At 51.4% G+C, this 24,307-nt stretch carries 21 protein-coding genes and 1 tRNA gene; 17 read left to right on the top strand and 5 right to left on the bottom strand.

Features of this window, described 5'->3' with window-relative positions; translation table 11 throughout:
* Nucleotides 1-43 precede the first annotated feature (43 nt).
* Nucleotides 44-2,143, top strand: a complete 2,100-nt coding sequence (locus CFX1CAM_RS04130) for an acetate--CoA ligase family protein (protein ID WP_087861797.1) — start codon at nt 44-46, stop codon at nt 2,141-2,143.
* A 12-nt stretch (nt 2,144-2,155) separates the two neighbouring features.
* A complete protein-coding gene (locus CFX1CAM_RS04125) occupies nt 2,156-2,944 on the top strand; it encodes a YhfC family intramembrane metalloprotease (RefSeq protein ID WP_087861796.1) in 789 nt (262 codons plus the stop codon).
* Nucleotides 2,945-3,135: 191 nt separating this feature from the next.
* On the opposite strand, the gene CFX1CAM_RS04120 is transcribed toward CFX1CAM_RS04125, so the two are convergent.
* Nucleotides 3,136-3,207, bottom strand: a tRNA-Thr gene (locus tag CFX1CAM_RS04120).
* 60 nt (nt 3,208-3,267) lie between these two features.
* Between CFX1CAM_RS04120 and CFX1CAM_RS04115 the strand changes: the two genes are divergently transcribed.
* Nucleotides 3,268-4,518, top strand: a complete 1,251-nt coding sequence (locus tag CFX1CAM_RS04115) for a glycosyltransferase (protein WP_231941005.1) — start codon at nt 3,268-3,270, stop codon at nt 4,516-4,518.
* Between the two features lie 74 nt (nt 4,519-4,592).
* Here the strand turns inward: CFX1CAM_RS04115 and CFX1CAM_RS04110 are convergent, their stop codons facing one another.
* Both CFX1CAM_RS04110 and dinB read right to left on the bottom strand, forming a co-directional pair.
* The gene (locus CFX1CAM_RS04110; protein WP_087861795.1) at nt 4,593-5,369 is read right to left on the bottom strand and encodes a hypothetical protein; all 777 of its coding nucleotides are present in this window, start codon (nt 5,367-5,369) and stop codon (nt 4,593-4,595) included.
* A 67-nt stretch (nt 5,370-5,436) separates the two neighbouring features.
* Nucleotides 5,437-6,636: a DNA polymerase IV gene (dinB, locus tag CFX1CAM_RS04105; RefSeq protein WP_087861794.1), complete on the bottom strand. Its 1,200-nt coding sequence runs from the start codon at nt 6,634-6,636 to the stop codon at nt 5,437-5,439.
* Between the two features lie 168 nt (nt 6,637-6,804).
* Between dinB and tatC the strand changes: the two genes are divergently transcribed.
* The 5 genes from tatC to CFX1CAM_RS04080 all read left to right on the top strand — a co-directional run bounded on the left by tatC (nt 6,805) and on the right by CFX1CAM_RS04080 (nt 9,239).
* A complete protein-coding gene (gene tatC, locus CFX1CAM_RS04100; RefSeq protein ID WP_087861793.1) occupies nt 6,805-7,536 on the top strand; it encodes a twin-arginine translocase subunit TatC in 732 nt (243 codons plus the stop codon).
* Between the two features lie 10 nt (nt 7,537-7,546).
* A complete protein-coding gene (locus tag CFX1CAM_RS04095) occupies nt 7,547-7,744 on the top strand; it encodes a twin-arginine translocase TatA/TatE family subunit (protein WP_087861792.1) in 198 nt (65 codons plus the stop codon).
* Nucleotides 7,745-7,759: 15 nt separating this feature from the next.
* Nucleotides 7,760-8,128: a hypothetical protein gene (locus CFX1CAM_RS04090; protein WP_087861791.1), complete on the top strand. Its 369-nt coding sequence runs from the start codon at nt 7,760-7,762 to the stop codon at nt 8,126-8,128.
* Between the two features lie 68 nt (nt 8,129-8,196).
* Nucleotides 8,197-8,421, top strand: coding sequence for an FmdB family zinc ribbon protein (locus CFX1CAM_RS04085; protein WP_087861790.1), 225 nt, complete (start codon nt 8,197-8,199; stop codon nt 8,419-8,421).
* Nucleotides 8,422-8,429: 8 nt separating this feature from the next.
* Nucleotides 8,430-9,239, top strand: coding sequence for an SDR family oxidoreductase (locus CFX1CAM_RS04080; protein ID WP_087861789.1), 810 nt, complete (start codon nt 8,430-8,432; stop codon nt 9,237-9,239).
* On the opposite strand, the gene CFX1CAM_RS04075 is transcribed toward CFX1CAM_RS04080, so the two are convergent.
* Nucleotides 9,236-10,552: an MFS transporter gene (locus CFX1CAM_RS04075; RefSeq protein ID WP_157891683.1), complete on the bottom strand. Its 1,317-nt coding sequence runs from the start codon at nt 10,550-10,552 to the stop codon at nt 9,236-9,238. The genes CFX1CAM_RS04080 and CFX1CAM_RS04075 overlap by 4 nt on opposite strands.
* 145 nt (nt 10,553-10,697) lie before the next feature.
* Between CFX1CAM_RS04075 and CFX1CAM_RS04070 the strand changes: the two genes are divergently transcribed.
* The 6 genes from CFX1CAM_RS04070 (at nt 10,698) to ruvA (ending at nt 17,230) form a co-directional block, all read left to right on the top strand.
* Nucleotides 10,698-13,217: a DEAD/DEAH box helicase gene (locus CFX1CAM_RS04070; protein WP_087861787.1), complete on the top strand. Its 2,520-nt coding sequence runs from the start codon at nt 10,698-10,700 to the stop codon at nt 13,215-13,217.
* Nucleotides 13,210-14,445, top strand: coding sequence for a ribonuclease H-like domain-containing protein (locus tag CFX1CAM_RS04065; protein ID WP_087861786.1), 1,236 nt, complete (start codon nt 13,210-13,212; stop codon nt 14,443-14,445). Before CFX1CAM_RS04070 ends, CFX1CAM_RS04065 begins: the two co-directional genes overlap by 8 nt.
* 132 nt (nt 14,446-14,577) lie before the next feature.
* Nucleotides 14,578-15,333 carry a YebC/PmpR family DNA-binding transcriptional regulator gene (locus tag CFX1CAM_RS04060; protein ID WP_087861785.1) on the top strand — a complete coding sequence of 252 codons (756 nt, stop codon included), beginning with the start codon at nt 14,578-14,580 and terminating at the stop codon, nt 15,331-15,333.
* Between the two features lie 6 nt (nt 15,334-15,339).
* Nucleotides 15,340-15,846, top strand: coding sequence for a crossover junction endodeoxyribonuclease RuvC (gene ruvC / locus CFX1CAM_RS04055; RefSeq protein ID WP_087861784.1), 507 nt, complete (start codon nt 15,340-15,342; stop codon nt 15,844-15,846).
* Nucleotides 15,843-16,655, top strand: a complete 813-nt coding sequence (locus CFX1CAM_RS04050) for a TrmH family RNA methyltransferase (protein ID WP_087861783.1) — start codon at nt 15,843-15,845, stop codon at nt 16,653-16,655. Before ruvC ends, CFX1CAM_RS04050 begins: the two co-directional genes overlap by 4 nt.
* On the top strand, nt 16,652-17,230 hold the full coding sequence (gene ruvA, locus CFX1CAM_RS04045) for a Holliday junction branch migration protein RuvA (RefSeq protein WP_087861782.1): 579 nt from the start codon (nt 16,652-16,654) through the stop codon (nt 17,228-17,230). The genes CFX1CAM_RS04050 and ruvA overlap by 4 nt, the downstream gene beginning before the upstream one ends.
* 103 nt (nt 17,231-17,333) lie before the next feature.
* Here ruvA and CFX1CAM_RS04040 read toward each other — a convergent pair whose 3' ends face one another.
* Nucleotides 17,334-17,999: an HAD family hydrolase gene (locus CFX1CAM_RS04040; RefSeq protein WP_157891682.1), complete on the bottom strand. Its 666-nt coding sequence runs from the start codon at nt 17,997-17,999 to the stop codon at nt 17,334-17,336.
* Between the two features lie 315 nt (nt 18,000-18,314).
* On the opposite strand from CFX1CAM_RS04040, the gene CFX1CAM_RS04035 reads away from it, so the two are divergent.
* From CFX1CAM_RS04035 to CFX1CAM_RS04025, 3 genes are read left to right on the top strand one after another with little or no spacing between them, the layout of a single operon-like run.
* Entirely contained in the window at nt 18,315-21,095 is a 2,781-nt protein-coding gene (locus tag CFX1CAM_RS04035) for a serine/threonine-protein kinase (RefSeq protein WP_157891681.1), read from the top strand.
* Between the two features lie 32 nt (nt 21,096-21,127).
* A complete protein-coding gene (locus CFX1CAM_RS04030; protein ID WP_087861779.1) occupies nt 21,128-22,144 on the top strand; it encodes a hypothetical protein in 1,017 nt (338 codons plus the stop codon).
* Nucleotides 22,145-22,169: 25 nt separating this feature from the next.
* Nucleotides 22,170-23,987 carry a hypothetical protein gene (locus CFX1CAM_RS04025; protein ID WP_087861778.1) on the top strand — a complete coding sequence of 606 codons (1,818 nt, stop codon included), beginning with the start codon at nt 22,170-22,172 and terminating at the stop codon, nt 23,985-23,987.
* Nucleotides 23,988-24,307: the final 320 nt, after the last annotated feature.

Raw genomic sequence — 24,307 nt, 5'->3', positions numbered from 1 at the left:
TCGGTGCAGCACAACTCAGCAATTTCAGGAAAGGAACCCACCTATGACCAGGAGTCTGGCTCCATTTTTCTCACCTTCTGGCGTTGCCATCATCGGCACCTCGCAGGATCCGCGCAAGCTCAGCCATGGTATCCTCAAAAACATGACCCTATATGGTTACCAGGGCGGAATTTACCCCGTCAACCCCAAGGCTGACCAGATCCTGGGATTACCAGCCTACCCGGACATCAGCGCCGTTCCCGACCCTGTGGATCTGGCTGTGGCAGTATTGCCAGCACCGATGACTCCCGCAATTTTACACGCCTGCGGTGAACGGGGTATCAAAGCGGTCATCATCATTTCGGGTGGCTTTAAGGAAGTGGGCGGTGTGGGCGTTGAACTTGAAAAGGAGTGCCTCCAGATTGCTCAGAGTTACCAAATGCGCCTGATTGGACCAAACTGTGTCGGCACGATGGATTTATACACCGGTCTTAATTCCACCTTCATCGAGGGCATGCCAGCCAGGGGCTCGATTGGCTTTGTGTCTCAATCCGGTGCAGTTTGTGGCGGCGTGGTCGACTTGATTGGTGAAAAGGGCATCGGTTTTTCTCATTTCGCCAGCCTGGGCAATGAGCTGGATGTGAATGAAACCGATGTCATCGCCTTTTTTGGGGACCACCCGCAGGTGAAGGTAATCGCCGCTTATGTAGAAGCCATCGAACACGGTCAACGCTTCATTGAGGTGGTCAGCCAGGTCTCAAAGGAAAAGCCCATCGTCCTGCTGAAAGCCGGACGCACCGATGCTGGAGCCAGAGCGGTTTCATCACATACCGGCTCGCTGGCTGGGAGTTACGCAGCTTACCAGGCTGCTTTCAAGCAAGCAGGGGTGATCGAGGTTGAGGATCTCAGCTCTTTGTTTGATGTCGCCTGGGCATTGAGCTGCCAGCCTTTGCCCGAGAACAATCGAGTCGTTATCATGACCAACTCGGGCGGCCCAGCCGCGCTGGCATCCGATTTGCTAGCATCCCATGGTTTCGAGCTGGTGGAAATCAGCGCTGAAAAACAGCGCCAACTGGCAGAAAAACTCAACCCCAGTGCCCAGGTGTCCAACCCGGTTGACATGCTCGGCGGGGCTGAAGCCCATGATTTTGATCATTGCTTTAATGTGCTCGCAGATCAACCCGATATCGACACCTTCTTGCCGATGCTGGTTCCGCAATCCCTGGTCGATCCGGCGGAAGTTGCCCGCGCCATTGTCAATCAAGCTAAAACAATCAAAAAAACAATTTTGGCCTGTATGGTCGGAGATAAAAGTGTGGGGGAAGCTCGTGAAGTGTTTCACTCCAACAGGGTTCCGATGAGCGTTTATCCCGAGGTGCCGGGAAAGGTTTTAGGAGCCATGCAATCCTATCGCCAATGGCTGGAAAAATCGAACCCAACGCCCTTTGAATTCTCTGACCTGGAAAAAGCACGGGTATGCGATTATTTACACCACACGGAACGCCTGGTGCTGGGCGAGGTAGATACCCGCCCCATCATGGCGGACTATGGACTGAACCTGGTACCGGGCGAATTAGCAGCAGATCGCGATCAAGCCCTGGCTGTCGCCGAAAAATTGGGCTACCCGGTTGTGCTGAAAATCGTCTCTCCTCAAATCCTGCACAAATCCGACCTGGGCGGAATCGCCCTCAACATTGCTTCTGCTGAAGATTTAGAGTCAGCCATGCAGCAAATGGTCGAAAGGATCAACACTGCCGCACCTGAAGCTGAAATCACCGGTTATTTGGTACAGAAAATGGCGCCGAAGGGAATGGAGGTCATCATTGGTATGAAGCGCGACCCGACCTTTGGTCCTCTGATGATGTTTGGATTGGGGGGCGTTTATGTGGAATTGTTCAAAGACATCGGCTTTGGGATCGCTCCGATGACTGTCGAACAAGCTTACGAGATGGTTTCTGCCACCAAGACCGGCCAATTGTTGCAGGGCTTTCGTGGCGGGCCGACGTATGACCTGCACGCCGTCGTGGACGCCATTGGTCGGTTGAGCCAACTGGCGCTGGATCACCCTGGAATTGACGAGGTTGAGATCAACCCGCTGCTCGTGCTGCCCGAAGGACAGGGCGCCATCGTTCTGGATGCCCGCATGATTTTATCTGAAGCATAAGGATCGGATGCTATGGTTTTGCTCAGTTTTAGCATTGTCTTCGCCCTGTTGGTGACCATCGGTCTCCCCGTCGTGGCAGGCTTCTGGCTTAACAAACGCCTGAAGGTCGCCTGGCAGACGATCGTCTTAGGGGCGTTAGGGTATTTCATCGTTCAGGCGCTCCTCACCCTGCTGTACACTGCTTTCATTGCCCTGATGCAAACTGAAGGCACGCAAGTTCTCAATGAGAGCAACGAGTTGATCCAGCTTGCGGTCAGCGTGCTCCTCGCCGCGCTGCTGGGGGTGATCCTGCGCTGGGTTGGGATGAAATTTTCCAAACTCCCCCTTACAAGCCTGGAAGCATCCTTTGGAATTGGCCTGGGCTTTGGCAGCGCTGAGAGTATTTCCCGGGTTGGGCTGCCCTTGTTGATGACGTTTATTACCATGTTGAGATATATCAACCCCCAAACCAGTGCCCTCGATCCTGATATCATCGCGCAGCTTGAAGCCCTCTGGCAGGTCTCACCCTGGGTGCCTGCTGCCGGATCGGTTGAACGCATCCTGGCATTGGTTTTGCATAACGCCATCACAGTCCTGGTGCTTCAAACCTTTATACGTAAAAACGGACTTTGGTTGGCAGCCGCCATAGGATTGGAAGTCCTCATCAATGGGATCATTCTCTCGCTTTCCCTGGCTGAAATGGCTTATGGCTGGGTCATATTAATTGCCCTGGTTTTACTGGCTGGCATCCTGGCATTGCTGAACCATTTACAAGCCTTCAACTTGACCCCTACGGAGGGCTCAGGTCAGGAGATTGAATGAACAAGAACTTCAGCTTACGGAACCAAAATCCAGACTCGCTAATCTATACGAATGTGTCCATCAACGCAGAATGATGACCTCACCCATCCTTGGGACGAAAGGAAGTGAAGCACTCATTAATCGACTTATATATCAACCGGATATATCGTTAAAATAAAAACAGCTCAATGAGCTGTCAGGTTTGAACAAAAAGCCAACGGAGGGAGTTGAACCCTCGACCGGGCGCTTACGAAGCGTCTGCTCTGCCACTGAGCTACGTTGGCGTATCATCCATTATACCAGCAACCCGTGAACTTTGACAATATTTCACCCAGGAGCCTGAATTGATCAACATCGCCATGCTTTCATACCATACCTGTCCACTGGCCATTCTGGGCGGGAAAAATACCGGCGGGATGAACGTCTATGTTCGGGAGTTGACCCGCTTTTTGGGTCAAGAGGGAGTTCACGCCGACGTCTTCACCCGCTCACAGGACGAACACGTCCCCTCGGTATCTCACGATCTGGGATATTTCAACCGCGTCGTTCACATCCCCGCCGGGCCAGAATACGATCTGCCGAACGAAAAGATTTGGGGTTACACCGATGCTTTTGCTGAAGGGATCGTTGAGTTTGCCAAAAGAAAGGGTATCCGCTATGACCTGATCCACGCCCATTATTGGATGTCGGGCAGGGCTGGCGCCATTCTGAAAACCCATTGGAACGTCCCCATGCTGCAGATGTTCCATACCCTGGGGCTGATGAAACAGCAAATCGCCCGTTCCGCTGATGAGTTCGAAGGAGATTATCGAATCGTCGGTGAAATGGAGGTGATGGCTGCCGCAGACCGGATCATCGCTGCCACTGAAGCTGAATTTGATCAACTGAGGTCCCTGTATGGTGTAAACCCTGAAAAAATCACCATCATCCCACCTGGCGTTGATACACACCATTTCTATCCCATTCCCCAGGATGAAGCCAAAGAAGCCATCGGTATCCCGGTTCAGGATCGTATGGCGCTATTTGTGGGCAGGATCGAACCCCTGAAAGGTCTCGACACCCTGGTCAGGGCGATGTCCATCGTAAAAAACACCTGTAAGTCCTTTCGGTGTCCCCACTACCTGGTCATCATTGGCGGCGACCCCGAAGAAGACCCCGATGAAATGTCCGCTGAAATGGCACGCATCCAATCCCTGTGCCAGGATTTAGGCTTGAACGAAATGATCCTCTTTTTGGGAAAACGCGGGCAGGCGACCCTGCCCTACTATTATGCTGCCGCTGAAGTCGTTGTGATGCCCTCCCATTATGAGAGCTTTGGTATCGTCGCACTCGAGGCAATGGCTTGCGGGACGCCCGTGATCGCCTCACGCGTGGGTGGGCTCGCCCATCTTATTCAAGATGGCCAAACCGGTTTCACCATCCCAATGCAAGATCCAAACGCACTGGCAGAAAAACTCCGCCTGGTTTTTGTCGATACGGAATTGCGTGCTCGACTGAGCGCCCAGGCAGTCGACTATGCCCAGGGTTTTCGCTGGGAGTCAATCACGCAACAAATTCACCAGGTTTACCAGGAAATGATTTCCCCCTCAGCATAATGGTTCTGATCGACTTAACCACAGAATAAGCAGGCTGCTGGCTGACCTGGACTGAATTTTTCCTTCTGTCAGATTTACGAAGAAGGTTTTCCTGGCATCCCAATACTATAGCCAACGGTCGTGAACAGAAACACCAGTATCAACAAAAACTCAACCATCGACAGCACCCAGCTATGATACAGGCTGCTTATGGTCATTAACAACGAGAGGATGCTCAAGGCTATTAACAAATTACGCGCCGTGTGATTTCTGTTCCGCGAGAATTGCAGCCCATTTGCCCACATCAAGATGCCACCCACCTGGAGTATATGTCCCCCAACCAGGGCAAGCAAGGTGATCGTATTCGCAGACATTCCCCATAAATCCACCACAAAGATCCCGCAATGTTTGGTGCGTGCCGGCGGATGCGCTTTCGTCAGGCGAAGGAAAACCCGTGCCTGGACTATCGGACGGTTAATCACATTTTCAGAGCTCACCTGCCAGCTCAATTTCGAACTTTTTCCAGGTTCCAGGGGTACGCTGGTCAACTCCCGAATCATTCCTTCAGTTTCGCCCGGTTTGCTGATATGTGCGCTGATCCAGGCTTCAATCGGGTAATTGTTCGGGTTGCGAACCTTCAGCTCCAAATGACCCACCTCTCCCGGCGTAATGATCATCGGACAGGTTAATCTTCCCAGTCGCGCTTCTGCAGTCAGGCTCGAATCAAAGCTCAGGGCTTCAGGATATCCCCAAAAGGATTGGCCTTCCAGGTTAGCCCACAGAACGAGCACGTTAAACATTAAACTGGCGACCATACCCAGGATATAAACCAACAAGCCAATCACCAACAGGTATTGATTATTACGTTTCATACGTTTTGATCCTGTTCTTTTAGCCTTTCATCATACCTGAATAAACCGGGGAGCGAAACCCGTTTAATTAGTCTTCCTCGTCCAAACCCTCATGATCGCCCTCGTTGACCTGTGGGACACGTTTGATAATATCTGGACCAAAGCGTTCACGCAATTGGTCAACCGCCGATTGTAATTGATGTTCTTTCTTCTGATCGTCATCCCACAGGCTCAATTGACGCACAGGGGGATGCAGGTTGCTCACCCCAACCCCAATTAATCGAACCGGTCTACCCCTGTGTTGATTGCTCTTGAATAGCATCGCTGCCGTTTCATAAATTTCATGGTCCAGGTTGCTCGGCGATGGTAAAGACTTCTGTCGGGTGATGGTTGTAAAATCCGACCAGCGTAATTTAATCTGCACAGTTGTACCGGCTAAATCTGCCTTCCTCAAACGGCGACCAACTTGTTCCGAAAGACTTCGAAAATGAGCCAGCAGCGCCTGTTCATCCGTCAGGTCTTCCGGGAAAGTGATCTCGTTGCTGATCGACTTGACGGTCTGTTCAACAACCACAGGACGGTCATCAATTCCCAGCGCCCGACGACGCAAATCCGGCCCAAATCTGCCAAACAGCATCTTCAAAGTTTCGGGCGGTGCCTGAGCCAAAGCGCCAATTGTATGGATGCCAAGGCTTCCCAGTTTATCTGCAGTCTTGGGGCCGATGCCCCACAACGCCTGCACGGGTAAGGGCGCCAGAAAGGCGGCTTCCTCTCCGGGAAGGATAACTGTGATCGCATTGGGCGGCTCAGGTCCAATTTTTTGTTTTTTGCCCCAATCATTTGCGATTTTCGCAACCAGTTTATTGGTTGCAGCGCCAATAGATACCGGCAAATCAAGGTTTTGATTGATGCGGGTTTGAAGGGTTGTGGCAATTGTTTCGATCGAATCAGGTAGATCAGACACATCTACAAAAGCTTCATCAATTGAAATAGGTTCCACAAGCGGCGTTATATCAATTAATGCCATCACCTGTTTTGAAACAGCGCCATAAACCCCATGCCGGGATGAGATCACAATCAGACCGGGGCACAACCGCAGTGCGCGACCCATCGGCATGGCTGATCGAACACCGAATTGTCGGGCAGCATACGAGCAGGAGGCAACCACCCCGCGCTGATCGGACTTTCCGCCCACAGCAAAGGGTTTTCCCTTTAAACTGGGGTTGTGAAGCTCTTCCACCGCACAAAAAAATGCATCCAGGTCGATATGTAAAATTTTTCGAACCATAAGGTGATTATACAATCAAATGCCCTGGTCAGAAAAGCGCTTAATCCAACCGGTTTACCGCCTGTAGATTTGCACATCATTTGTTAAAAATTCTCCCGCGTGCTATACTGATTAAGCAAGCGCAGGGTCAAAAATCTGATTCCTTTTTGACCCGGGCTCAGGTGTTTTATGGAAAAAAATTATTTTGATATTGACCTCCCGATGCACCTGAACGAGCTGCGTACGCGCCTCCTTTATGCCTTACTCGCAATCGTCGTCGGGGTGGTCTCCGCGATCATCTTTGCTGATTTTCTACTCGAATTGCTGGCCAGGCCAATCGGCGGTTTTGATCGGTTGGTCTCAATCCAGGTTACCGAAAATTTTACCGCCTATTTCAAGGTGACTTTGCTGGGCGGCTTTATCCTTGCTTTCCCCTTCCTTCTGCTCCAGTTGTACTTATTCATCAGCCCGGGGTTAAAGCAGCACGAACGCCGTTGGATCCTGATTTCTGTTCCTTTGGCTTCCGCTTTGTTCATCGCCGGGGCGGCTTTTGCCTATTTGGTCATGTTGCCAGCCGCAATCCCTTTTCTGACGCAGATTCCCGGACCAACCGTGCTCCCGAAATGGAATGATTACATCAAATTTGTTACCAGCCTGATCTTTTGGATGGGCTTGAGCTTTGAAATGCCTCTAGTTATGTTTTTGCTGGCAAAAATTGGGCTGGTCACACCTAAGGGTTTGCTCAAAGCCTGGCGTTACGCTATTGTCATTATTGCCATTATTGCTGCAGCCGCAACCCCAACACCTGATCCAATCAACATGGCTCTGTTGATGCTGCCATTATTATTTTTATATTTTTTGGGTATACTGCTGGCAGTGTTTGCCCGCAAAAAAACGGATGAATATCATCTAAATCATTAAGGAGTGCCCTATGTTTAAAACTGTTGGTCCGCTCGAAGTCATCGTTATACTGGTGATCATCTTACTTGTGTTTGGTGTGGGTCGGATTGGAAAATTGGGCGGGGAGCTTGGTAAAGGCATTCGTGCTTTTAAAGACGGATTGCAAGGAAAATCTTCTGAAGACCAAGATCCAGAGGAAAACAACGATAGCAAAGATGACCCCTCTTAAAGTCAGGATTGCATGATGCAAATCTTCAATGTCGGCATTGGAGAGCTCCTCTTCATCTTGGCCCTGGCGTTTATCGTGCTGGGACCCAAAAAGGCGGTTGTGACCGCCAGGAAAATCGGTGTGTGGCTCAGAAACCTGGTCACTTCACCCCTGTGGCGTGAGGCAATGAACGCCTCAAACGAGGTCTATGATTTACCCCGGCACATCCTCGATGATGCTGAACTTCAAAGCCTGGTCAACGAGCTTGACCTTTCTGCGCAGGAAATTGAAAACACCCTTGACCAGGCCCATCTCGAGACCCAAGCCGAGCTTTCTTCGATTAACGATGCCTTCAATTCAGGTTTTCATGCTAACCCCGAATTCGATGATCCATCGGGAAGATAACTGATAACTTAAGCTGTAAACACCCTGGACAATCTATCCTTGATTTTAACAGGAGGTAAACAACCCGAATGCCCATCTACGAATACACCTGTCAGGATTGCAATACCCGATTTGAAATCCTGCGTCCCATGCATGAAGCCGATGCCCCCCTCACCTGCACACAATGCCAGGGACACCACCTCAAACGCAATCTGTCCCTGTTTAATGCTTCCAGCGCTGGTCGCATCATTGCAGGGGGAGGGCAATGTAGCACCTGTTCCGGCGGCTCTTGCAGCACCTGTGGGTCCCATTAGCCTTGAATATGTACAAACTGGCACTGATCACAGGTGGTTCAAGCGGAATCGGGTTTGCGCTGGCAAAAGCGCTTGTTGCGCAAGGCAGCGATGTATGCCTGCTTGCTCGCAATCAAAACGCCCTGGAAACCGCAAAGCAAGCGCTCACAGAAACCCTTGTGCGAGAAGATCAACAGGTTCATCTTATTTCCAGTGACGTTACTGATTATGTATCTTTATCCCGGGTTCTGAATCAATGGGTGCAGGTCTACGGATGTCCGGACCTGGTGATTAATTCCGCTGGGATCGCCTATCCAGGCTATTTTAAAGAATTAGATATCGATGTCTTTCGCCGCTTGATGGATGTTAATTATTTTGGCACCCTGTATGTTTCAAAAATCATCATCCCGGGGATGATTGGACGTGGTTCCGGGACCATTGTTAACATTTCATCGCAGGCAGGGTTTATCTCGATTTTTGGCTATTCGGGATACAGCGCATCAAAATTTGCTGTGCGGGCATTGAGCGAGGCCATGCGCGCCGAATTGAAGCAATACGGTATTCGCATAGCAATTGTCTTCCCACCAGATACGCAAACGCCTCAGCTTGAGTTTGAAGAACCCCTGAAACCCATCGAAACCAGGGCAATTTCCAGCCAATCGGGCGTGCTAACAGCAGAACAAGTTGCTGCTTCAACATTAACTGGATTAAAAAAGGGGAAATTTATTATCCTGCCCGGGTTGGAAGGAAAGCTGTTTTACCGCCTTGTAAATTTGTTCGGGAATTTACAATACCCCATCCTGGATTGGATGGTAAAAAGGGCGCGGAAAAAAGCTTAATCCTGCGCTTTTTCTTCCGATCCGGATAGTCGCGTCTCCACCATGCCGCGATAAGCCATGTGGCGGCGCAGTGCTTCGATATCCTTGTGAAGCACAAAGAATAAACCCAGTAACAAGAACAGACAAATCACCCACAATCCTGAACATATCCATAGCATTAAATCTGCAATCGGAAAAAATTTTTGTCCATAGGAGAACAATGGAGGTGTGATCAAAAAGCTTAAGGTTTGCGCAAAAAGGCCGATGGCAAGTGCTGACGCCCTGATCTCGGGCAAGGTCACATCCATTATCGACGCGAACAGGTTTGGCAGGGTCAGGGCGAGGAAGAAACTCGTGATTAATAACCAGAAAAGAAATGGATTGCCTCCAACATCGGTGTACCTGAGTGTAAAGAGCAAGCTGATTGGAGGCACAAAAAACCCTAACGAAGAGACCACTAAGCGACCGGTCTTATTGCCCCTGAAAAGCAAGTCTCCCAAAGCTCCGCCAACGGGGTAACCAAGCACAATCCCCAGCATGCCGGGGATGATTAAACTGAATAACTCAGTCCTTGGGAGGGCATGGACATCTTGTAAATAAATGGGGATCCCTTTCCACAGCACGATCGCAGGCATCGCAATAAACAAAATTAGAAAATAAAGCAAAACCAGGCTTGGCCTGGTCAGTAAAAGTTTAATATTTTCCAAATCAAGCCGATAAGCCCCCTTTAAAGGGATGTCCGTTAACGCAGGCTCTTTCTCTCCACGTTTTGGCTCATCGACTTTTAGTCGCACTGCCAGGGCGATAAACAAGGCAACCGCACCCATGAGAAATAAAAATTCTCGCCAATGCAATTCTAAATTAATCACATCCTGAAAGGTTGTGCCGATCGCGATAGAAAGTGGATGGAGCATTAAAAGCAAGGATAAGATCTTCCCGCGGTTGACCGGTTTGTAAAAATCACTTGTCAGTGCGAAAATTCCGCAGAAACTTACCCGGCTTAATCCGTAAATTCCTTTTGAAACATTAAATGTCGCAAATGTGAGCGAGATGCCCATCAACAGGGCAGACACGCCCCACACAAATCCCCCCAGCGCGATCAGGGGCTTGCGGGAATTCCGATCAAACAAAACACCCCCGGCGGGCAAGAAGAGCGCCATAATAATCAAATCCGTGGGAATGATAAAGTCAAACCAGCGATCCGTTATCGAAGTGAACTCACTGACCACTGTTGTGATGGTTTCAATAAAGAATCCCAAAACCTGAGAAAAAAGCAGAAACAAGGACAGGATCAACACAGTTCCCCAGCGAGATCGGTTTGTTCTCTTTTCCATGAAACACTCCCTTGCCATAGGTCGATAATACAAGTATATCCGGTTTGCAAATAACAGCCTCATCGAAATACACCTTCGAACCCATCCTCTAGAAATAATCAAGTATTTGGATTATCATAAATAAAACAAATATTCGAAGAATCATATGAGTTCCCGCATCAAACGTCTCCTCAATCGCTGGCGCAGTCAGCCTGGCATCGCTGAAAACCTGGTCGAATGGCGCCTCCTGGCAGCCAAACCTGCTGATGATTGCCCATTTCCTGACGCGCTTGCGTCGAGCCTGGTTTCCGCATTAAATCGGCTGGGTATTAAAAGTCTATATCGGCACCAGGCCCTGGCTTATGAAAAGGTTCGGGCTGGGGAGAATATCGCCGTGGTCTCCGGCACAGCCAGCGGGAAAACCTTGTGCTACAACCTGCCGGTCATCGACAGGATGATTCAACAACCCACAGCCAGGGCGCTCTACGTTTATCCTACCAAAGCCCTGGCGCAGGATCAGCTATCCAACCTGAGGAGAACCCTCTCGCTTTTGGAAAGCCCGCAGCGCAGCGTAAACATTTACGATGGCGATACACCCGTCCACGCCCGCCCCACGCTACGCCGGGAATCATCCATCATCCTCACCAACCCCGACATGCTACACACAGGGATCCTCCCCCACCACACCGCCTGGAAGGATTTCTTCAACGCCCTGAGCTTTATTGTCATTGATGAAATGCACACCTACCGCGGCGTATTTGGTTCACATGTGGCTAATGTTTTGCGCCGCTTAAAGCGTGTCTGCCGGTTTTATGGCGCCCAGCCCCAATTTATCCTCACATCAGCCACGATTGCCAACCCCAAAGACCTGGCAGAAAGGTTGATTGAAAACCCGGTCACGGTCATCGACCAGGATGGTTCACCCCACGGCGAACGCCATTTTCTGATCTACAATCCGCCCTTCATCGACCAAAAGCTGGGCATCCGCCAGAGTTCCCTGATGGAAGGCACCTCCCTGGCAGGAGAATTGATCGATGAAGACATCCAAACCATTATCTTTGGGCGGACGCGGCGCGCGATCGAGCTGCTGCTCACTTACCTGCGGCAACGTAATCCAGATGCCGATCCACTGCGTTTGCGCGGCTATCGCAGCGGCTATCTTCCCAGGGAACGCCGCGCCATTGAGGACGGTCTGCGCAGCGGGGAGGTGAAAGCCGTGGTGGCCACCAATGCCCTCGAATTGGGCATCGATATTGGTGGAATGGATGCCGCTGTGCTGATTGGATACCCTGGCAGCATCGCGGCTACACTTCAACAGGCAGGACGCGCTGGCAGAAAACTGGCGCCATCCCTGGCGGTGATGATCACCGCTGCTAACGCCATGGACCAGTACCTTGCCAGACACCCGGAATACTTTTTTGAACGATCACCCGAACAGGCATTGATTGCACCCAACAACCTCCTGATCCTTTTAGGGCACATTCGTTGCGCAGCTTTTGAGCTGCCCTTTGCGGCAGGTGAAGGCTTTGGCGCCATTCCTGCTGAAAAGGTGCACGCTTTTCTGACCATGCTGGCACAGCACGGTGATCTGCACCAGCAGGGCGAGCGTTTCTTCTGGATGGCAGATCAATATCCTGCTTCAGGCATCTCCCTCAGGAACGCCACCCCGGATTACATCTCACTGATTCTCCAGGTCGATCACAACTCGCAGACCATCGGGCAGGTCGACCTTTCCAGCGCCTACTGGATGGTGCACCCGCAGGCCATTTACCTGCATGAAGGCGCATCTTATCTGGTGGAAACACTGGATTTAGAGGCAGGCATCGCCCACTTGCGCCAGGCTGTCGTAGATTACTACACGCAGGCCAGCCAGAATGTCGAAATCGATTGGCAATCGCTGCTTAAACAATCCCCGGTGCCCGCCGCGACCAAATCCTTCGGTGAGCTTCTTGTCACAACCCGGGTGACCGGCTTTCGCAAAATCCGTTGGTTCACGCATGAAATTCTCGGCGGCGGCGAGGTTGACTTGCCGCCCACCCTGCTCAACACCACGGGTTACTGGATCTCACTCAACGAACAGACGGTAAAAGCGCTCAAGGATCAAATGTTATGGGACGAAGGCAGCAATGATTACGGACCAGAATGGGATGCCCTCCGAAAGCGTGTTCTACAACGGGATAGGTACACTTGCCAGGTCTGCAGGTACCAGGGACGTGCACAACCCCTGCACGTGCATCACATTCAGCCCTTCCGCAGCTTCACCAGTCGCGAGGCAGCCAATCAACTGCACAACCTGGTCACACTCTGCCCAGGCTGTCATCGCCAGGCTGAAACCAGCGTCCGAATTCGCAGCGGCATGGCTGGCATCAGTTACCTGCTGCACAACCTGGCGCCCCTGTTGCTGATGTGCGATTACGACGATATCGGCGTGCATTACGACCCTAACAGCGCCCTGGGTGACGGTCTGCCCACTGTAATTTTCTACGACAATATCCCCGGCGGATTGGGATTATCCGATAACCTATACGAAAGGCATGCAGAACTCCTGCTGAGCGGTTACGAAACCGTCGCCCGCTGTGAATGCGCTGACGGCTGCCCTTCCTGTGTGGGACCCATCGGGGAGGAAGCCTCGGGAGGAAAGGCGGAAGCCCTAGCCATCTTCAAGGCATTAACCGGAAATGACTGACTGGGAAACCCTCGCCAAACAACTTAAAGCCTTGGGCGTCGAATTGGGCAAAGATCGACGTCCCAGTTCACCGCGCCAGCAGAAACACCCGATCGAATCCGTCGTTGAAGGTCGTTTCCTCGATCTAAGTGATGGCCAGGTTTTCTGCCACGAAGAACGTTATCCCAGGGACTACGTGCATGGCACTCGCGGAATCTGGCCGGTGCACCCGGTTAACACGCTGTGCCGCTGGGCGAATACAGCGCTTTTAACTCACACCGATTTCAAAGACATCATCTTCCTCGACACCGAAACGACTGGCCTTGCTGGCGGCACCGGCACTTATGCCTTTCAAATCGGCGCCGCCCGTTTTACCGATGACGGTTTCCACCTGGCGCAATTTTTTATGCGCCACCCCGGTGAAGAGCTTGCTCTTCTGGCTGGTCTTTCAACCTTCATCGACGGTATGCAGGCCGTGGTCACCTACAATGGCAAGGCTTTTGATCTCCCCTTACTCAACACGCGTTACACGCTGATGGGATTGTCTAATCCCTTTGAAGGTGTGGCTCATTTTGATCTCCTGCCCCTCGCCCGCCGCTTATGGCGCATCCGGCTGGAAAGCCGCACCCTGGGCAATGTTGAGAATCATATTCTGGGCGTTTCGCGCGGCGCTGATGAAGTCCCGGGATATTTGATCCCTGAGATGTACTTTGAGTACCTGCGCACCAGCGACGCCCGCCCCCTGGGAGGCGTCTTTTACCATAATGCTGTCGACATCCTCAGCCTGGCAGGGCTTTTCTCTCATATGGCTTTTTTACTGAACGAACCCGACTCTGAAGACGTTCAGTATGCCGAGGATATCGTGTCTTTAGGTCGCTTTTTTGAAGCCATGGGCGATCACCACCGGGCAGAAGCCCTCTACAAAAAGGCAATGACAGAAAAATTGCCCGCAGAATTACTTCAGGATACCCGCTCGCGGCTTTCCTTTTTACTGAAGCGCAAGGGAGACTGGAACGCCGCTGGCGCACTGTGGGAGCAGGCCGCACAAGATCAGGAGCTGTATGCTTTTGAGGAACTGGCAAAATACTACGAACATCACTCCAGAGACCTGGAAGCTGCCCATTATTGGGCATCAAGCGCGAAGATGGTCCTTGAATCCAGCTCCTTATCACGCAGTGAGCGTGATCGCTGGAAAAAAAGCCTGGATCATCGCCTGCAACGCCTTGCCCGAAAAATGGCTTTGTCGTAGCAAATTTTTAATGTTGCCTGCCTCAGTCCGCACATAAGAAATTTTTCTTCATGCTCAGCTCTGGTATGATATAATTCTATTGATGTTGATTTTTAATATGAAGGATTTTATTATTGTCAGGAGGTCGTAAATATGGCTGGGCATTCACACTGGTCGACCATTAAACGCAAGAAGAGCGCTGCAGATGCAAAGAAAGGTAAGATTTTCACCCGGGTTGCCCGCGAAATTGTAATTGCCGCGCGCGAGGGCGGCGGCGACCCCAATATGAATGTGCGTTTGGGCTTGGCGATTGAAAAAGCTAAAGCTGCCAACATGCCCAAGGAAAGCATCGATCGCGCCATCAAGCGCGGCACCGGTGAAGATAAAGACGGCGCCAATTTTGAAGAAATCCTCTACGAGGGTTTTGCGCCCAATGGCATCGCTTTGATGATTGAGTGTGTGACCGAAAACCGCAACCGTACGGTCGCTGAACTTCGGCATGCCCTGAATCGCGCGGGCGGCGGCCTGGGAGACCCGGGATCGGTCGGCTGGCAATTTGATCGCATGAGTTATTTTGCCCTGCTCAGCGAAGAGCATGATCTTGAGGTCATATTCGAACTGGCAGTCGAAGCCGGCGCAGATGATATCCAGCATGATGACGAGCTCATCGAGATCTACGGAGCGCCCAGCGCATTTAAGTCCATTGCTGATCAGCTCACAAAAGCCAACATCACGCCCGAGGAATCTGGAGTTCGCTACGTCCCCAAACAGGAGGTCTCCCTGGATGTCGAAGCGACCATCAAGGTGATGAAAGCGATCGAGGCTATTGAAGACCTGGATGATGTACAAAACGTGTATGCCAACCTGGACGTCAGCGCAGAAGCGATCCAGGCCCTGGAAAACGAATAGTCTGCAATGCGCATCCTTGGCATTGATCCTGGTTTAGCCACTACCGGTTTTGGACTGATCCAGGCTGGTGATCAGTCTCAGTATCAATGCATTGAATTTGGCATCATTTCCACCCCTGCAGATCAGGCAGACGCAGATCGACTTAAAATTCTGCATACCGAGCTGACCGCGTTAATTCAACGCCACCAACCTCAAACCAGCGCAGTCGAAAAACTCTATTTCCAGAAGAACGTCAAAACAGCCCTCGCTGTCGGGCAAGCGCGTGGTGTGGTCCTGTTGTCCCTTGCACAGGCGGGTGTGCCCATCTTTGAATACAACCCGAACGAAGTGAAGCAAACCGTATGCGGTTACGGTAATGCCGCAAAAAGCCAGGTTCAGCACATGGTTCAGACCTTGCTCAACCTGGATAATTTACCCAGGCCGGATGATGCCGCTGACGCCCTGGCCATCGCCATCTGTCACTTGCACCACCAGGCGTTTAACGATGCCGTTTTGCGCTCACAACAGGCATGATGATCACCAGCTTTTCCAACCCCAAAATCAAAGCAATTCGAAAGCTTGAGGAAAGAAAAGCCCGCCAGGAGACGGGTTTATTTTTCATCGAGGGTTTACGCACCGTGGGCGAAGCAATTCAGACCGGTGCCCCGATTGAAACCCTCGTAATTGCCCCGCAACTATTGATCAGCACATTCGGTCAATCCCTCCTGGCGCACCCTGCGGTTCAAGCGGTTGAAACAATCACCGTCAGCAGTGAGGTCTTCGAGCGAATCGCCCATAAAGACGGTCCCCAGGGGATTGGCGCCATTGTCCGTCAGCAATGGCATTCCCTGAATGCGATACCGGTCAGCAGCACCGCTGTGTGGGTTGCCCTCGACCGGATCGCTGACCCCGGTAACCTGGGCAGCATCATGCGCACTGCAGATGCCAGCGGCTGTCAGGGCATCATCCTGCTGGGCGCCTGCGCAGATCCCCACGACCCCACCGCAGTCAAGGCCAGCATGGGCTCAATCTTTTCTCTTAAACTGGTGACATCCGATTGGGAGTCATTCCTCAAATGGCGTACCGGGAACCAGATTGCGCTGATCGGTACCTCGGATATGGCCCCTACCGATTACCAGGACATCACCTACCCGCGTCCCCTGGTGTTATTGATGGGCAGTGAGCGACATGGCCTGCCCGCTGAAGCAGTTGCCGCTTGCGATGCTCTTGTGCGCATTCCCATGCAGGGTCGGGCTGATTCGCTCAATGTGTCGGTCGCCACCGGGATTGTTCTGTATGAAATTTACAACCAATCCAAAAAACTTGATACAATAGAGCCATGATTGCCAGCATTAGCGGAGAGATTACCCATGTTCTGGAAAGGCAGGTCGTCGTCAATGTGGGCGGTGTTGGATTGCTCGTCAACCTGACTGAAGCGACCTGCATCGCCTGCTATCCCGGCATGAAACGGGCTTTTCATACGTTCCTGGTCGTCAGAGAAGATCAGCTTGCACTGTACGGCTTTGAAACCCCCGAAGAGCGTGAACTGTTCGTCCACCTGATTGGCGTCAGCGGCATCGGGCCAAGAATTGCCATGGCAGCCCTCTCCGCCCTCTCCCCTGAGACCATTCGACGGGCGATCACTGCAGATCTCCCCGAAATCTTTGCCAAAGTTCCGGGTATCGGGAAAAAGACCGCCCAAAAGATTATCCTGGACCTGCAGGGAAAGATCCAACCGCTGGAACCCCTCGAAGCAGTCTCCCGGATGGATGAGATCGATGCCGAGGTTTTGGAAGCCCTCACCGCCCTGGGCTATTCTGTTGTGGAAGCTCAAACAGCCCTGCAATCCCTTTCCAAAGAAGATCAACATACAGATGCTGAAACGCGTCTGCGCAAAGCCTTACAGTTTTTCGGGTGACGCACGTTCTCCATTGAAATCGATCAAATCTTTATCACACCCCCAGGATAATTCGGTTTTTGCATGCCTGGCAACAAGCTTGAAAGATCTCTCAAGGCAAAATTCATTGCTGATTTTGAGATAATATTTCAGGTATTGCCTGCGTTAATTCCACCAGTGACGGGAAAACATAGGTCGCATCCGAGAAATTTGCACCTTTGATGTACTGATTTGGAATCACCGCACAGGACATGCCGGCGCTCAATGCGGCAATCATTCCTACTGGCGAATCCTCCAGCGCCAGGCAACGTTCAGGTTCTGTTTCCAGGCATTGGGCAGCCAACAAATAAATATCCGGCGCTGGTTTGCCCTGCTCAACATCTTCAGCCGTGATGACACAGGCAAAAGAATCAATCACGCCCAGGGATTCCAGTGCCAGCGTCACATACTTTTTAAAGCTGTTCGATGCCACGCCTAAACTAATACCAGAGCCCGTCAACATGTCAATTAATTCGAATAAGCCTGGGTTTGGATTGATCATCTGCGGCAATAATTCAATCAGGTTCTCAATCATCTGATCAAGATATGCGTCAACAGGCAGCGGCAGTTGAGCATTTTTGATCACAAATTCAGCACATTCATAGTTGTCCAGACCGATCATCGGGGCAAACCATTCCTCAGGAGTGCTTTTACCATATTTTTTCATCAACCGTTTCAGAGCATCAAAGTGAAACCGCTCACTATCAATCATCAAATCATCCAAATCAAAAATTACAGCTTCAATCGTCATTTTGTTGCGTTCATTAACCCTTTTCAAAATTATTTTAAAGAACTTAAAAGTTCCTCCTTTTAAAATCACACCCCATCATATCATCAAATGGACACGAACGACTCAAATCTTTATGCTATCTCATGATTCAGGTAAACACAAGAAGTTAATTAATATAGAATTAATCACCTATCAGCAGGTAAAGACCGCCGGAGCAAATGTAAACTAAATTATGGGTTAATCCACAGTACTCATGCCTCACGTGATCATCCTTTTGATTTATGATCTTCACAGGTAAAATGGTGTGCAGGTTAATGAATGCCTTTTGGAGGACATTTGGCAAATTCGGTTCAGGGAAGCTTATATACATGGCAGATCGGTGATCGCCCAATTGGCAGCGGTGATGCTGGTGAAGTGTATGCCGTGGTGTGCCTTGAGCAACCCGAACTGAGCGGCGTGTTGAAAAGACCCGCCAGGGTGGCAACTGCCGGGACCATTCAGCGCCAGGCCGTCCAGATTGCACAGGAGGCACACGCCCTCGATCTTTTGAATGGTCTTACAGGAAGAAAAGCCCATCCACCCCGCTTGTTAGACCAGGCACCCGATTACACCAGAGGTACTGCCAATTATTTTATGGTCAGTGAGGCTGCCTCCGGCGAAGCTCTGTCCACAATGCTCTCAAGGGCTCACAAGGCCGGGAAACCCTTTCCTCGCCGGGTAATAATCACAGTTTTAGATGCCCTGTTTGACATGTTTTCCGCTGCTCATCAAGCTGGCGTATTGTGGAATGACGTTAAGCTAGAGCACATCTACTGGGATAACCCAAGCGGGTCAGTCAGCGTGATTGATTGGGGTAATGCGATCTTCCTTGACGACCAGCACCCCAGAACCCATCCCCGCTGGCAGGATTATCAACAGATGGTGGAAGCCCTGGGCAGTTTTCTCCAAAGCGCTGCCCCAGACCTGTTTGAAGACCTCGGCTGGGACGAATTCCATAACAAAACCCTTGATGCTTCCCTGGTTTCCACGCTTGCACGGCGGATTTCCTATCAACAGCAGGTGATCGCCCTGCAGGTGATGGAGTATCAATCGCTCATTCGAGTGATCCTCAACAATGAACCCGCCCTCGAAGGCTTGCGAAAGATCCGAGAGTATCTTCAAGTGCTCGAATTGACGGGGGCTCCCTGGGAGCGTGAAGAAATCCTCCAGTACAGCCGGTCACTGGTTGAAAACAGCCTGAAAGAAAAAAGCTCCCAAACCACGGTCAGTGTCACAGCACAGGTGTGGGAGATCTTCAACGACTCGCTCGGCCTTCCCTGGCATTTGCTGCGCGAATACTGCCGCCATATCGACATCCTCACCCACACAGCCTTTCCTGACCTGGTCAGGCACACCTTGAACGCCAGGTGGCGGCACGCATTGTGGACAGCAGGGACAATCGCCAGGGGGAACCCGGTGCCCATCTGGTGGGATGCGTTGATTCCGGCGATGCGCCAGGAAGCCCTTCAAACCCAGTTAATCTCCCCATACCAGGCCTGTCGGGCGCTGTATACCTGGGCAAAAGAAAGCCGCAAACAAGGCCTGCTCAACCAGTTAGAGCCGATCCTGGTCGGATGGCGAGTTAAGGACGATGAGGTGGATGTCAATCCATTTGACGATAAGTTTCTGGAGCTTGTACGCAACAATTCCGATCTTCCAGGTCGGATAATATCTAAAGCCAGGCAGAGCTATGCACTGGGTGAAGAGATCCTACGGGAATTGATCATTGCCTGGCAAGAAGCAAATTGGGAGGCTCTGTCCAAAGCCTTCCGCCACCTGTTCAGCTGGGACCCGGACCGTTGGAGCGTCATTCCACTTGAGGATCAGGTTGAAAGCCTGAAGTATTGGCTTAAAGACCTGTACGAAGGTCCGCAAACCTCGAACCGCTTGCAGCAATTTTTAGAAGAAATGTTCACCACTCGCCCTGCCGTTGATCGTGTATTGGGTCCAATCCCCTGGCTTTCTGCCCTAAACGATTCCCTCAACGCCATTTTGCAGGGAGCCCCCATCTCAAGCCACAAGGAAGTCGTGACCGTTTATTGTCCCTGGTTGCTGCACTATACCGACATTTGCAGCGCTGATCCCCGCCCGCCAGAAGTTGAAAACAGTGTTTTGAACACACTGCTAACCGCGTTCCTGACGAGCCTGAAAAGCTGGCAAGGGATGGATACCAGCCTAAAAGCGATCCAGGCACAAGCTCCGTCAGTCTATCCGCTGTGTCAGCGGTTGTTCGATCATTTCCAAAAAGTTTTCTCTTTGAACATCTCCCCCGCAGAGGACCAGCCAGTTTATCTGTGGTCACTTCCCGAAGCATTGCGGGAGGCTAACCATACCCTGCAAGCGCTAAATAAATGGCGGCAATGTCTCGCTGAACAAAACCTCTCTGAAGGCAGCCAGTGTCTGGAACCCTTTGAACGCCAGGGGTGGGTCCTCGCCTCACAGGCACGCCAGGTGACACTGCGCTGGCAGCAGATCATTATCCCCGTTTTAGATGCGATTCGCGCCTTGAAGTCCATGGATGAAATCGAGCCTAACCCAACGGACTCGGATGCTCTCACACTCTTTAATATCTATCAAAGCTGCCAGGTGCTTAAAAAAGTTTGGGACCAGGTTTACAGTTCCGGTATTTTTATCAATCTGCTCGAAGCACTGGAAGCCAACATCGAATCCGCTCGCTCAAGTTTTCTTGATTGGCGTGTTACTCTGGAATATTCATCCGACCCGGTTGAGCGCCTGGTTTACCTGTGTCAGCTCGATAAGATACGCCAAATATCAAATTGTTTAATGCGTGCAACCCATCACAGCCACCAGGCGAAGCTCCATTTTTCTCTGTTCACAGATGGCGACCCGGTTAGCATCGAGGTACAAAAAAAGAACATCAAAAACATTCTTTATCATCTGGCTTCCCTTGAAGCTGAGCTGATCACCGATCCTGATAGCCGACGGTTTACCGGTTATCAGGTTGCCTTCGATCAAATTGCAGATGCTGCCACTGCCGAAGCTCGCCATGCATTAATTGGCGGATTGACGGAAGAGCACCCATTTTACGCCTGGCTGGTAAAATCAACGTTTGCATAAAACACCTTTTCTATGTAGGATTATTAAGCACTATGGAAACCAAGACGTTTGGGCCCGATCAGCCCATTAAATTAACCGAACCGCTGGATACCTGGCTATCTATCGGGCTGCGCGATTTTGCAGTCCCTGAAGCAGCCGGTTCATCAGCCCGGGTTTTCCTTTTGGAATATGACCCCTTCGCCGGTGATTATGTCGATTATCCCGCCATCAAGGTCATGCGCCCGGATAAAATTCAATATGCCCTGCCCTTATTTCGAAATGAAGTCCGCATTTTAGATCTCATGCGGGATGTGCCGGGCATCACACCCATGTTGGCAATGGGCTTCCTGAAAGTGGAAGACGGAACCTGGCCGGAAGAGATCGCCCCACTGACCACATCGCTTAAAAACCGGGGATCAGCGCTTAAGCTTCAAGGTACATTGGAACTTTACACTCCGGATGAGACTGACGACTTTCTTTCACATCTGGATACCAGGGTATCCGCTGGATGGTTGATCTTTATCGTCTTACCACGTCGCTGGGAAGACAACCTCTACCTGCGCTGTGATGCTGGTTATACGCGCGGCGAATTCCACCGCACCTTCCCCGTCAGCCAGGCGCTCCAGGCTTCATTTCAAATTTGCCAGATCATCCAGGCTGCTCACGATCGGGGCATTGTCTACCTGGATCACAAGATTTTACACTATTACTGGAATGACCCCCGTCAGCAGGTCTTCGCCCTGGATTGGAACATTGGTCGTCTGGTTGCCGATGAAAACAACCAGGAGGTCTTTGAATTTGATATTCTCCAATTCAGTGCCCGTGCCTTACATCACCTGCTGACCGGACGCCAGGCACCGGGATCAGTCAAGGTCGGCGCCAACAAACCTGAGGAAATCCAAAATTCCCCGCACCAATATGAGCCGGTATGGACCTATGACGATCAAAAACGGTTGACCGAAGATGAGCTGGCGCTGCTGGGCAAAGCCATCCAGGGTGAATATCCTACGGCGCAGGCTTTAGGACATGACCTCTACGCGCTTTTGGAAGAACGCCAATCAGTGGCTTGAAATAATCTCCTGAGAAAGGAAATTCATGTTAACGGATCTGATCATCACAGCAAAGGAAGTCCTCAGCCAGGATCATCCTTCAGACCAGGACTTACTGGAAGTCGAAAATGCGCTTAGCGCCTATCTTGAAGCGCTTGCGACTGAACGGATTTCTACGCCGGTCGATTACTCAGAATTAGAACATGCCAACCGTTTGTTGCGAGAAGTCCGCCGCGAGCGTTCTCGGCGCATGGCAGATGCACAAAACCAGCCTGTTTCCGATGTTTCCGAGCAAAAACCACAGGACAGCTTCCCACTGGCAGGTGATACACTCAGCATCTCCCCCCAGATGGGCGAAGACGATGTTTACGATCCGCTCCGGAAATTTCTCACCTCCAGCCATGACCCCGAAGCTGAAGCTCTGATGGACTCAGCAGAGGAAGCCTTCTATGGTGGCAATTACCAGAAGGCGATTCCTCTGTATGAAAAAGTCCTGGCGATCGAACCTTCATGGTCGCGCGCCCAGGAACATCGCGATGAAGCAGAAGAATTCTTGCGTTCCGGAAATATCCCCTCTGTCGCCCTGCCCCCTGAGGCAGGAAAAGCCTTTGGCAAAGCCCAATCTGCTGCCCGGGTTTTTCGCTATCAAACCGCGCTGGGTTACCTGGACGAGGCTTTTTACAGCCTGAAAGAAGCCGGCATCAACCGCTGGAGGGAAGGCGAAGAGCTCCGCCAGGATCTGGAAAACCAGATGCAAGCCCATGAGGTCTTTCAAGAAGGCCAGTTACTGCTGGACCGGGGCGACCTCCAGGGGGGACTCTCCAAAATTCAGGCCGCTGCCAGTGCGGTCGCGCTGCCTGAATACATCGATAAAGCTGTAGAAATTCGAAACGACCTTGCCACGCTCGATGAGATTGCCGATGTGGTCCACATGAGCGGGTCAATCTCACCCAAAAAATTAGCCGAAGTTTGCCAAAAATTGGATCGTCTATCGATTAAATACGGGGACATTCCGCGAATCTCTCGGCTTCGCAATCGCCTGGAAGTGATCCTTCCCAACACGCTTGCTTCTCTGCTGGAAGATATCAACCGGCAGATTCGTCTGGCAGAATCAGCCAGTACACTTGAAGCAGCCAAAGATGCTTATGCACAATCCGAACAGGGTCTGGAAGTCTTGCAGGTGCTCCAACCGGACCATCCCAATCACCGATCCCTGCAAGCCGATATTCAGGATGCCCGGGCTGAATTGGAAAATCTGGAAAACAGCCTTGATCGCGCTGGAAAATCGGTCCATCAAGAAAACCGGCTTTTTCCTCGTAACGCCTTTCTGATCAGCAAAGCAGTCCGCAAGCGTTTCCCTCATGATCCAGAAGTTTTAGCGCTTAAGCGGCGCCTGCGCTGGTACCACGTGTCTGTTTATGGCGGCGGCGCCATTGTGGGTATCTTGCTCATCCTGGTGTTGTGGTTTGGCGGAAGGGGAATCTCCGGCATTATTCGCGCCCAGCAGCTCGCCCGTACCCCATCTCCCACCGTGACAGCCAGCATCACGCCTACCAGCACCATCACCCTCACCCCCACTGAGACCGCCACCCCGGAGCCCTCACCCACAGAAACTCCCTTTTACACGCAAACCCCCACACCCATCATCACGGGAACCGTCCTGCGAAACCTCTTCACCCGCCAGTCCTGCTATGAAGCCTTCCCCGCCACCGGTCGTCTCCCTGAAGGTGCGGTGGTGACTCTGATCTCACTGCCTAATCGGGTTTTCGATGACCTCAACCGGGAATGTGTTTTGGTTGAATACCGAACAGAAGAAACCAATGTGATCGGGTACATCTTACTTATGGATTTGAGTTTTCCATAAAGGGGAAACGAAAAGTGGCTGAAAAAATCAGCCACTGATTAATTTCCGCTTCAGGTTTCTCTGTACCAGGGCAGCCTGACCTCAATCACCTTAAATTGAACAGCCCATCTCCAATCACAGACTACTGATCAAACACACCCAGTTCAATATAATGATACTGCTCGCCTTTGATTGCATAAAATGAAGCCCTCAAACTTGCCAAGCGATCCGTCGCTGGGTGAAAGAGGCACCAAAAAATTGAATGTATCAAACCTGCCCGGGGCATCCTCGTGGCGTATACCATAAAATAAAGAAGGACACCCCTTTGGCGTCCTTCTTTT

Source organism: Brevefilum fermentans (assembly GCF_900184705.1).
GTDB lineage: Bacteria > Chloroflexota > Anaerolineae > Anaerolineales > Anaerolineaceae > Brevifilum > Brevifilum fermentans.
Note: the sequence above shows the minus strand (reverse complement) of the source record. Positions and strands in the feature narration are given on the sequence as shown.

Excerpts from the sequence above, each read along its gene's own strand:
- CFX1CAM_RS04130 (WP_087861797.1), top strand. The coding sequence starts at position 44 with ATGACCAGGAGTCTGGCTCCATTTTTCTCACCTTCTGGCGTTGCCATC.
- CFX1CAM_RS04125 (WP_087861796.1), top strand. The coding sequence starts at position 2,156 with ATGGTTTTGCTCAGTTTTAGCATTGTCTTCGCCCTGTTGGTGACCATC.
- CFX1CAM_RS04110 (WP_087861795.1), bottom strand. The coding sequence starts at position 5,369 with ATGAAACGTAATAATCAATACCTGTTGGTGATTGGCTTGTTGGTTTAT.
- dinB (WP_087861794.1), bottom strand. The coding sequence starts at position 6,636 with ATGGTTCGAAAAATTTTACATATCGACCTGGATGCATTTTTTTGTGCG.
- tatC (WP_087861793.1), top strand. The coding sequence starts at position 6,805 with ATGGAAAAAAATTATTTTGATATTGACCTCCCGATGCACCTGAACGAG.
- CFX1CAM_RS04095 (WP_087861792.1), top strand. The coding sequence starts at position 7,547 with ATGTTTAAAACTGTTGGTCCGCTCGAAGTCATCGTTATACTGGTGATC.
- CFX1CAM_RS04090 (WP_087861791.1), top strand. The coding sequence starts at position 7,760 with ATGCAAATCTTCAATGTCGGCATTGGAGAGCTCCTCTTCATCTTGGCC.
- CFX1CAM_RS04085 (WP_087861790.1), top strand. The coding sequence starts at position 8,197 with ATGCCCATCTACGAATACACCTGTCAGGATTGCAATACCCGATTTGAA.
- CFX1CAM_RS04080 (WP_087861789.1), top strand. The coding sequence starts at position 8,430 with ATGTACAAACTGGCACTGATCACAGGTGGTTCAAGCGGAATCGGGTTT.
- CFX1CAM_RS04075 (WP_157891683.1), bottom strand. The coding sequence starts at position 10,552 with ATGGAAAAGAGAACAAACCGATCTCGCTGGGGAACTGTGTTGATCCTG.
- CFX1CAM_RS04070 (WP_087861787.1), top strand. The coding sequence starts at position 10,698 with ATGAGTTCCCGCATCAAACGTCTCCTCAATCGCTGGCGCAGTCAGCCT.
- CFX1CAM_RS04065 (WP_087861786.1), top strand. The coding sequence starts at position 13,210 with ATGACTGACTGGGAAACCCTCGCCAAACAACTTAAAGCCTTGGGCGTC.
- CFX1CAM_RS04060 (WP_087861785.1), top strand. The coding sequence starts at position 14,578 with ATGGCTGGGCATTCACACTGGTCGACCATTAAACGCAAGAAGAGCGCT.
- ruvC (WP_087861784.1), top strand. The coding sequence starts at position 15,340 with ATGCGCATCCTTGGCATTGATCCTGGTTTAGCCACTACCGGTTTTGGA.
- CFX1CAM_RS04050 (WP_087861783.1), top strand. The coding sequence starts at position 15,843 with ATGATGATCACCAGCTTTTCCAACCCCAAAATCAAAGCAATTCGAAAG.
- ruvA (WP_087861782.1), top strand. The coding sequence starts at position 16,652 with ATGATTGCCAGCATTAGCGGAGAGATTACCCATGTTCTGGAAAGGCAG.
- CFX1CAM_RS04040 (WP_157891682.1), bottom strand. The coding sequence starts at position 17,999 with ATGACGATTGAAGCTGTAATTTTTGATTTGGATGATTTGATGATTGAT.
- CFX1CAM_RS04030 (WP_087861779.1), top strand. The coding sequence starts at position 21,128 with ATGGAAACCAAGACGTTTGGGCCCGATCAGCCCATTAAATTAACCGAA.
- CFX1CAM_RS04025 (WP_087861778.1), top strand. The coding sequence starts at position 22,170 with ATGTTAACGGATCTGATCATCACAGCAAAGGAAGTCCTCAGCCAGGAT.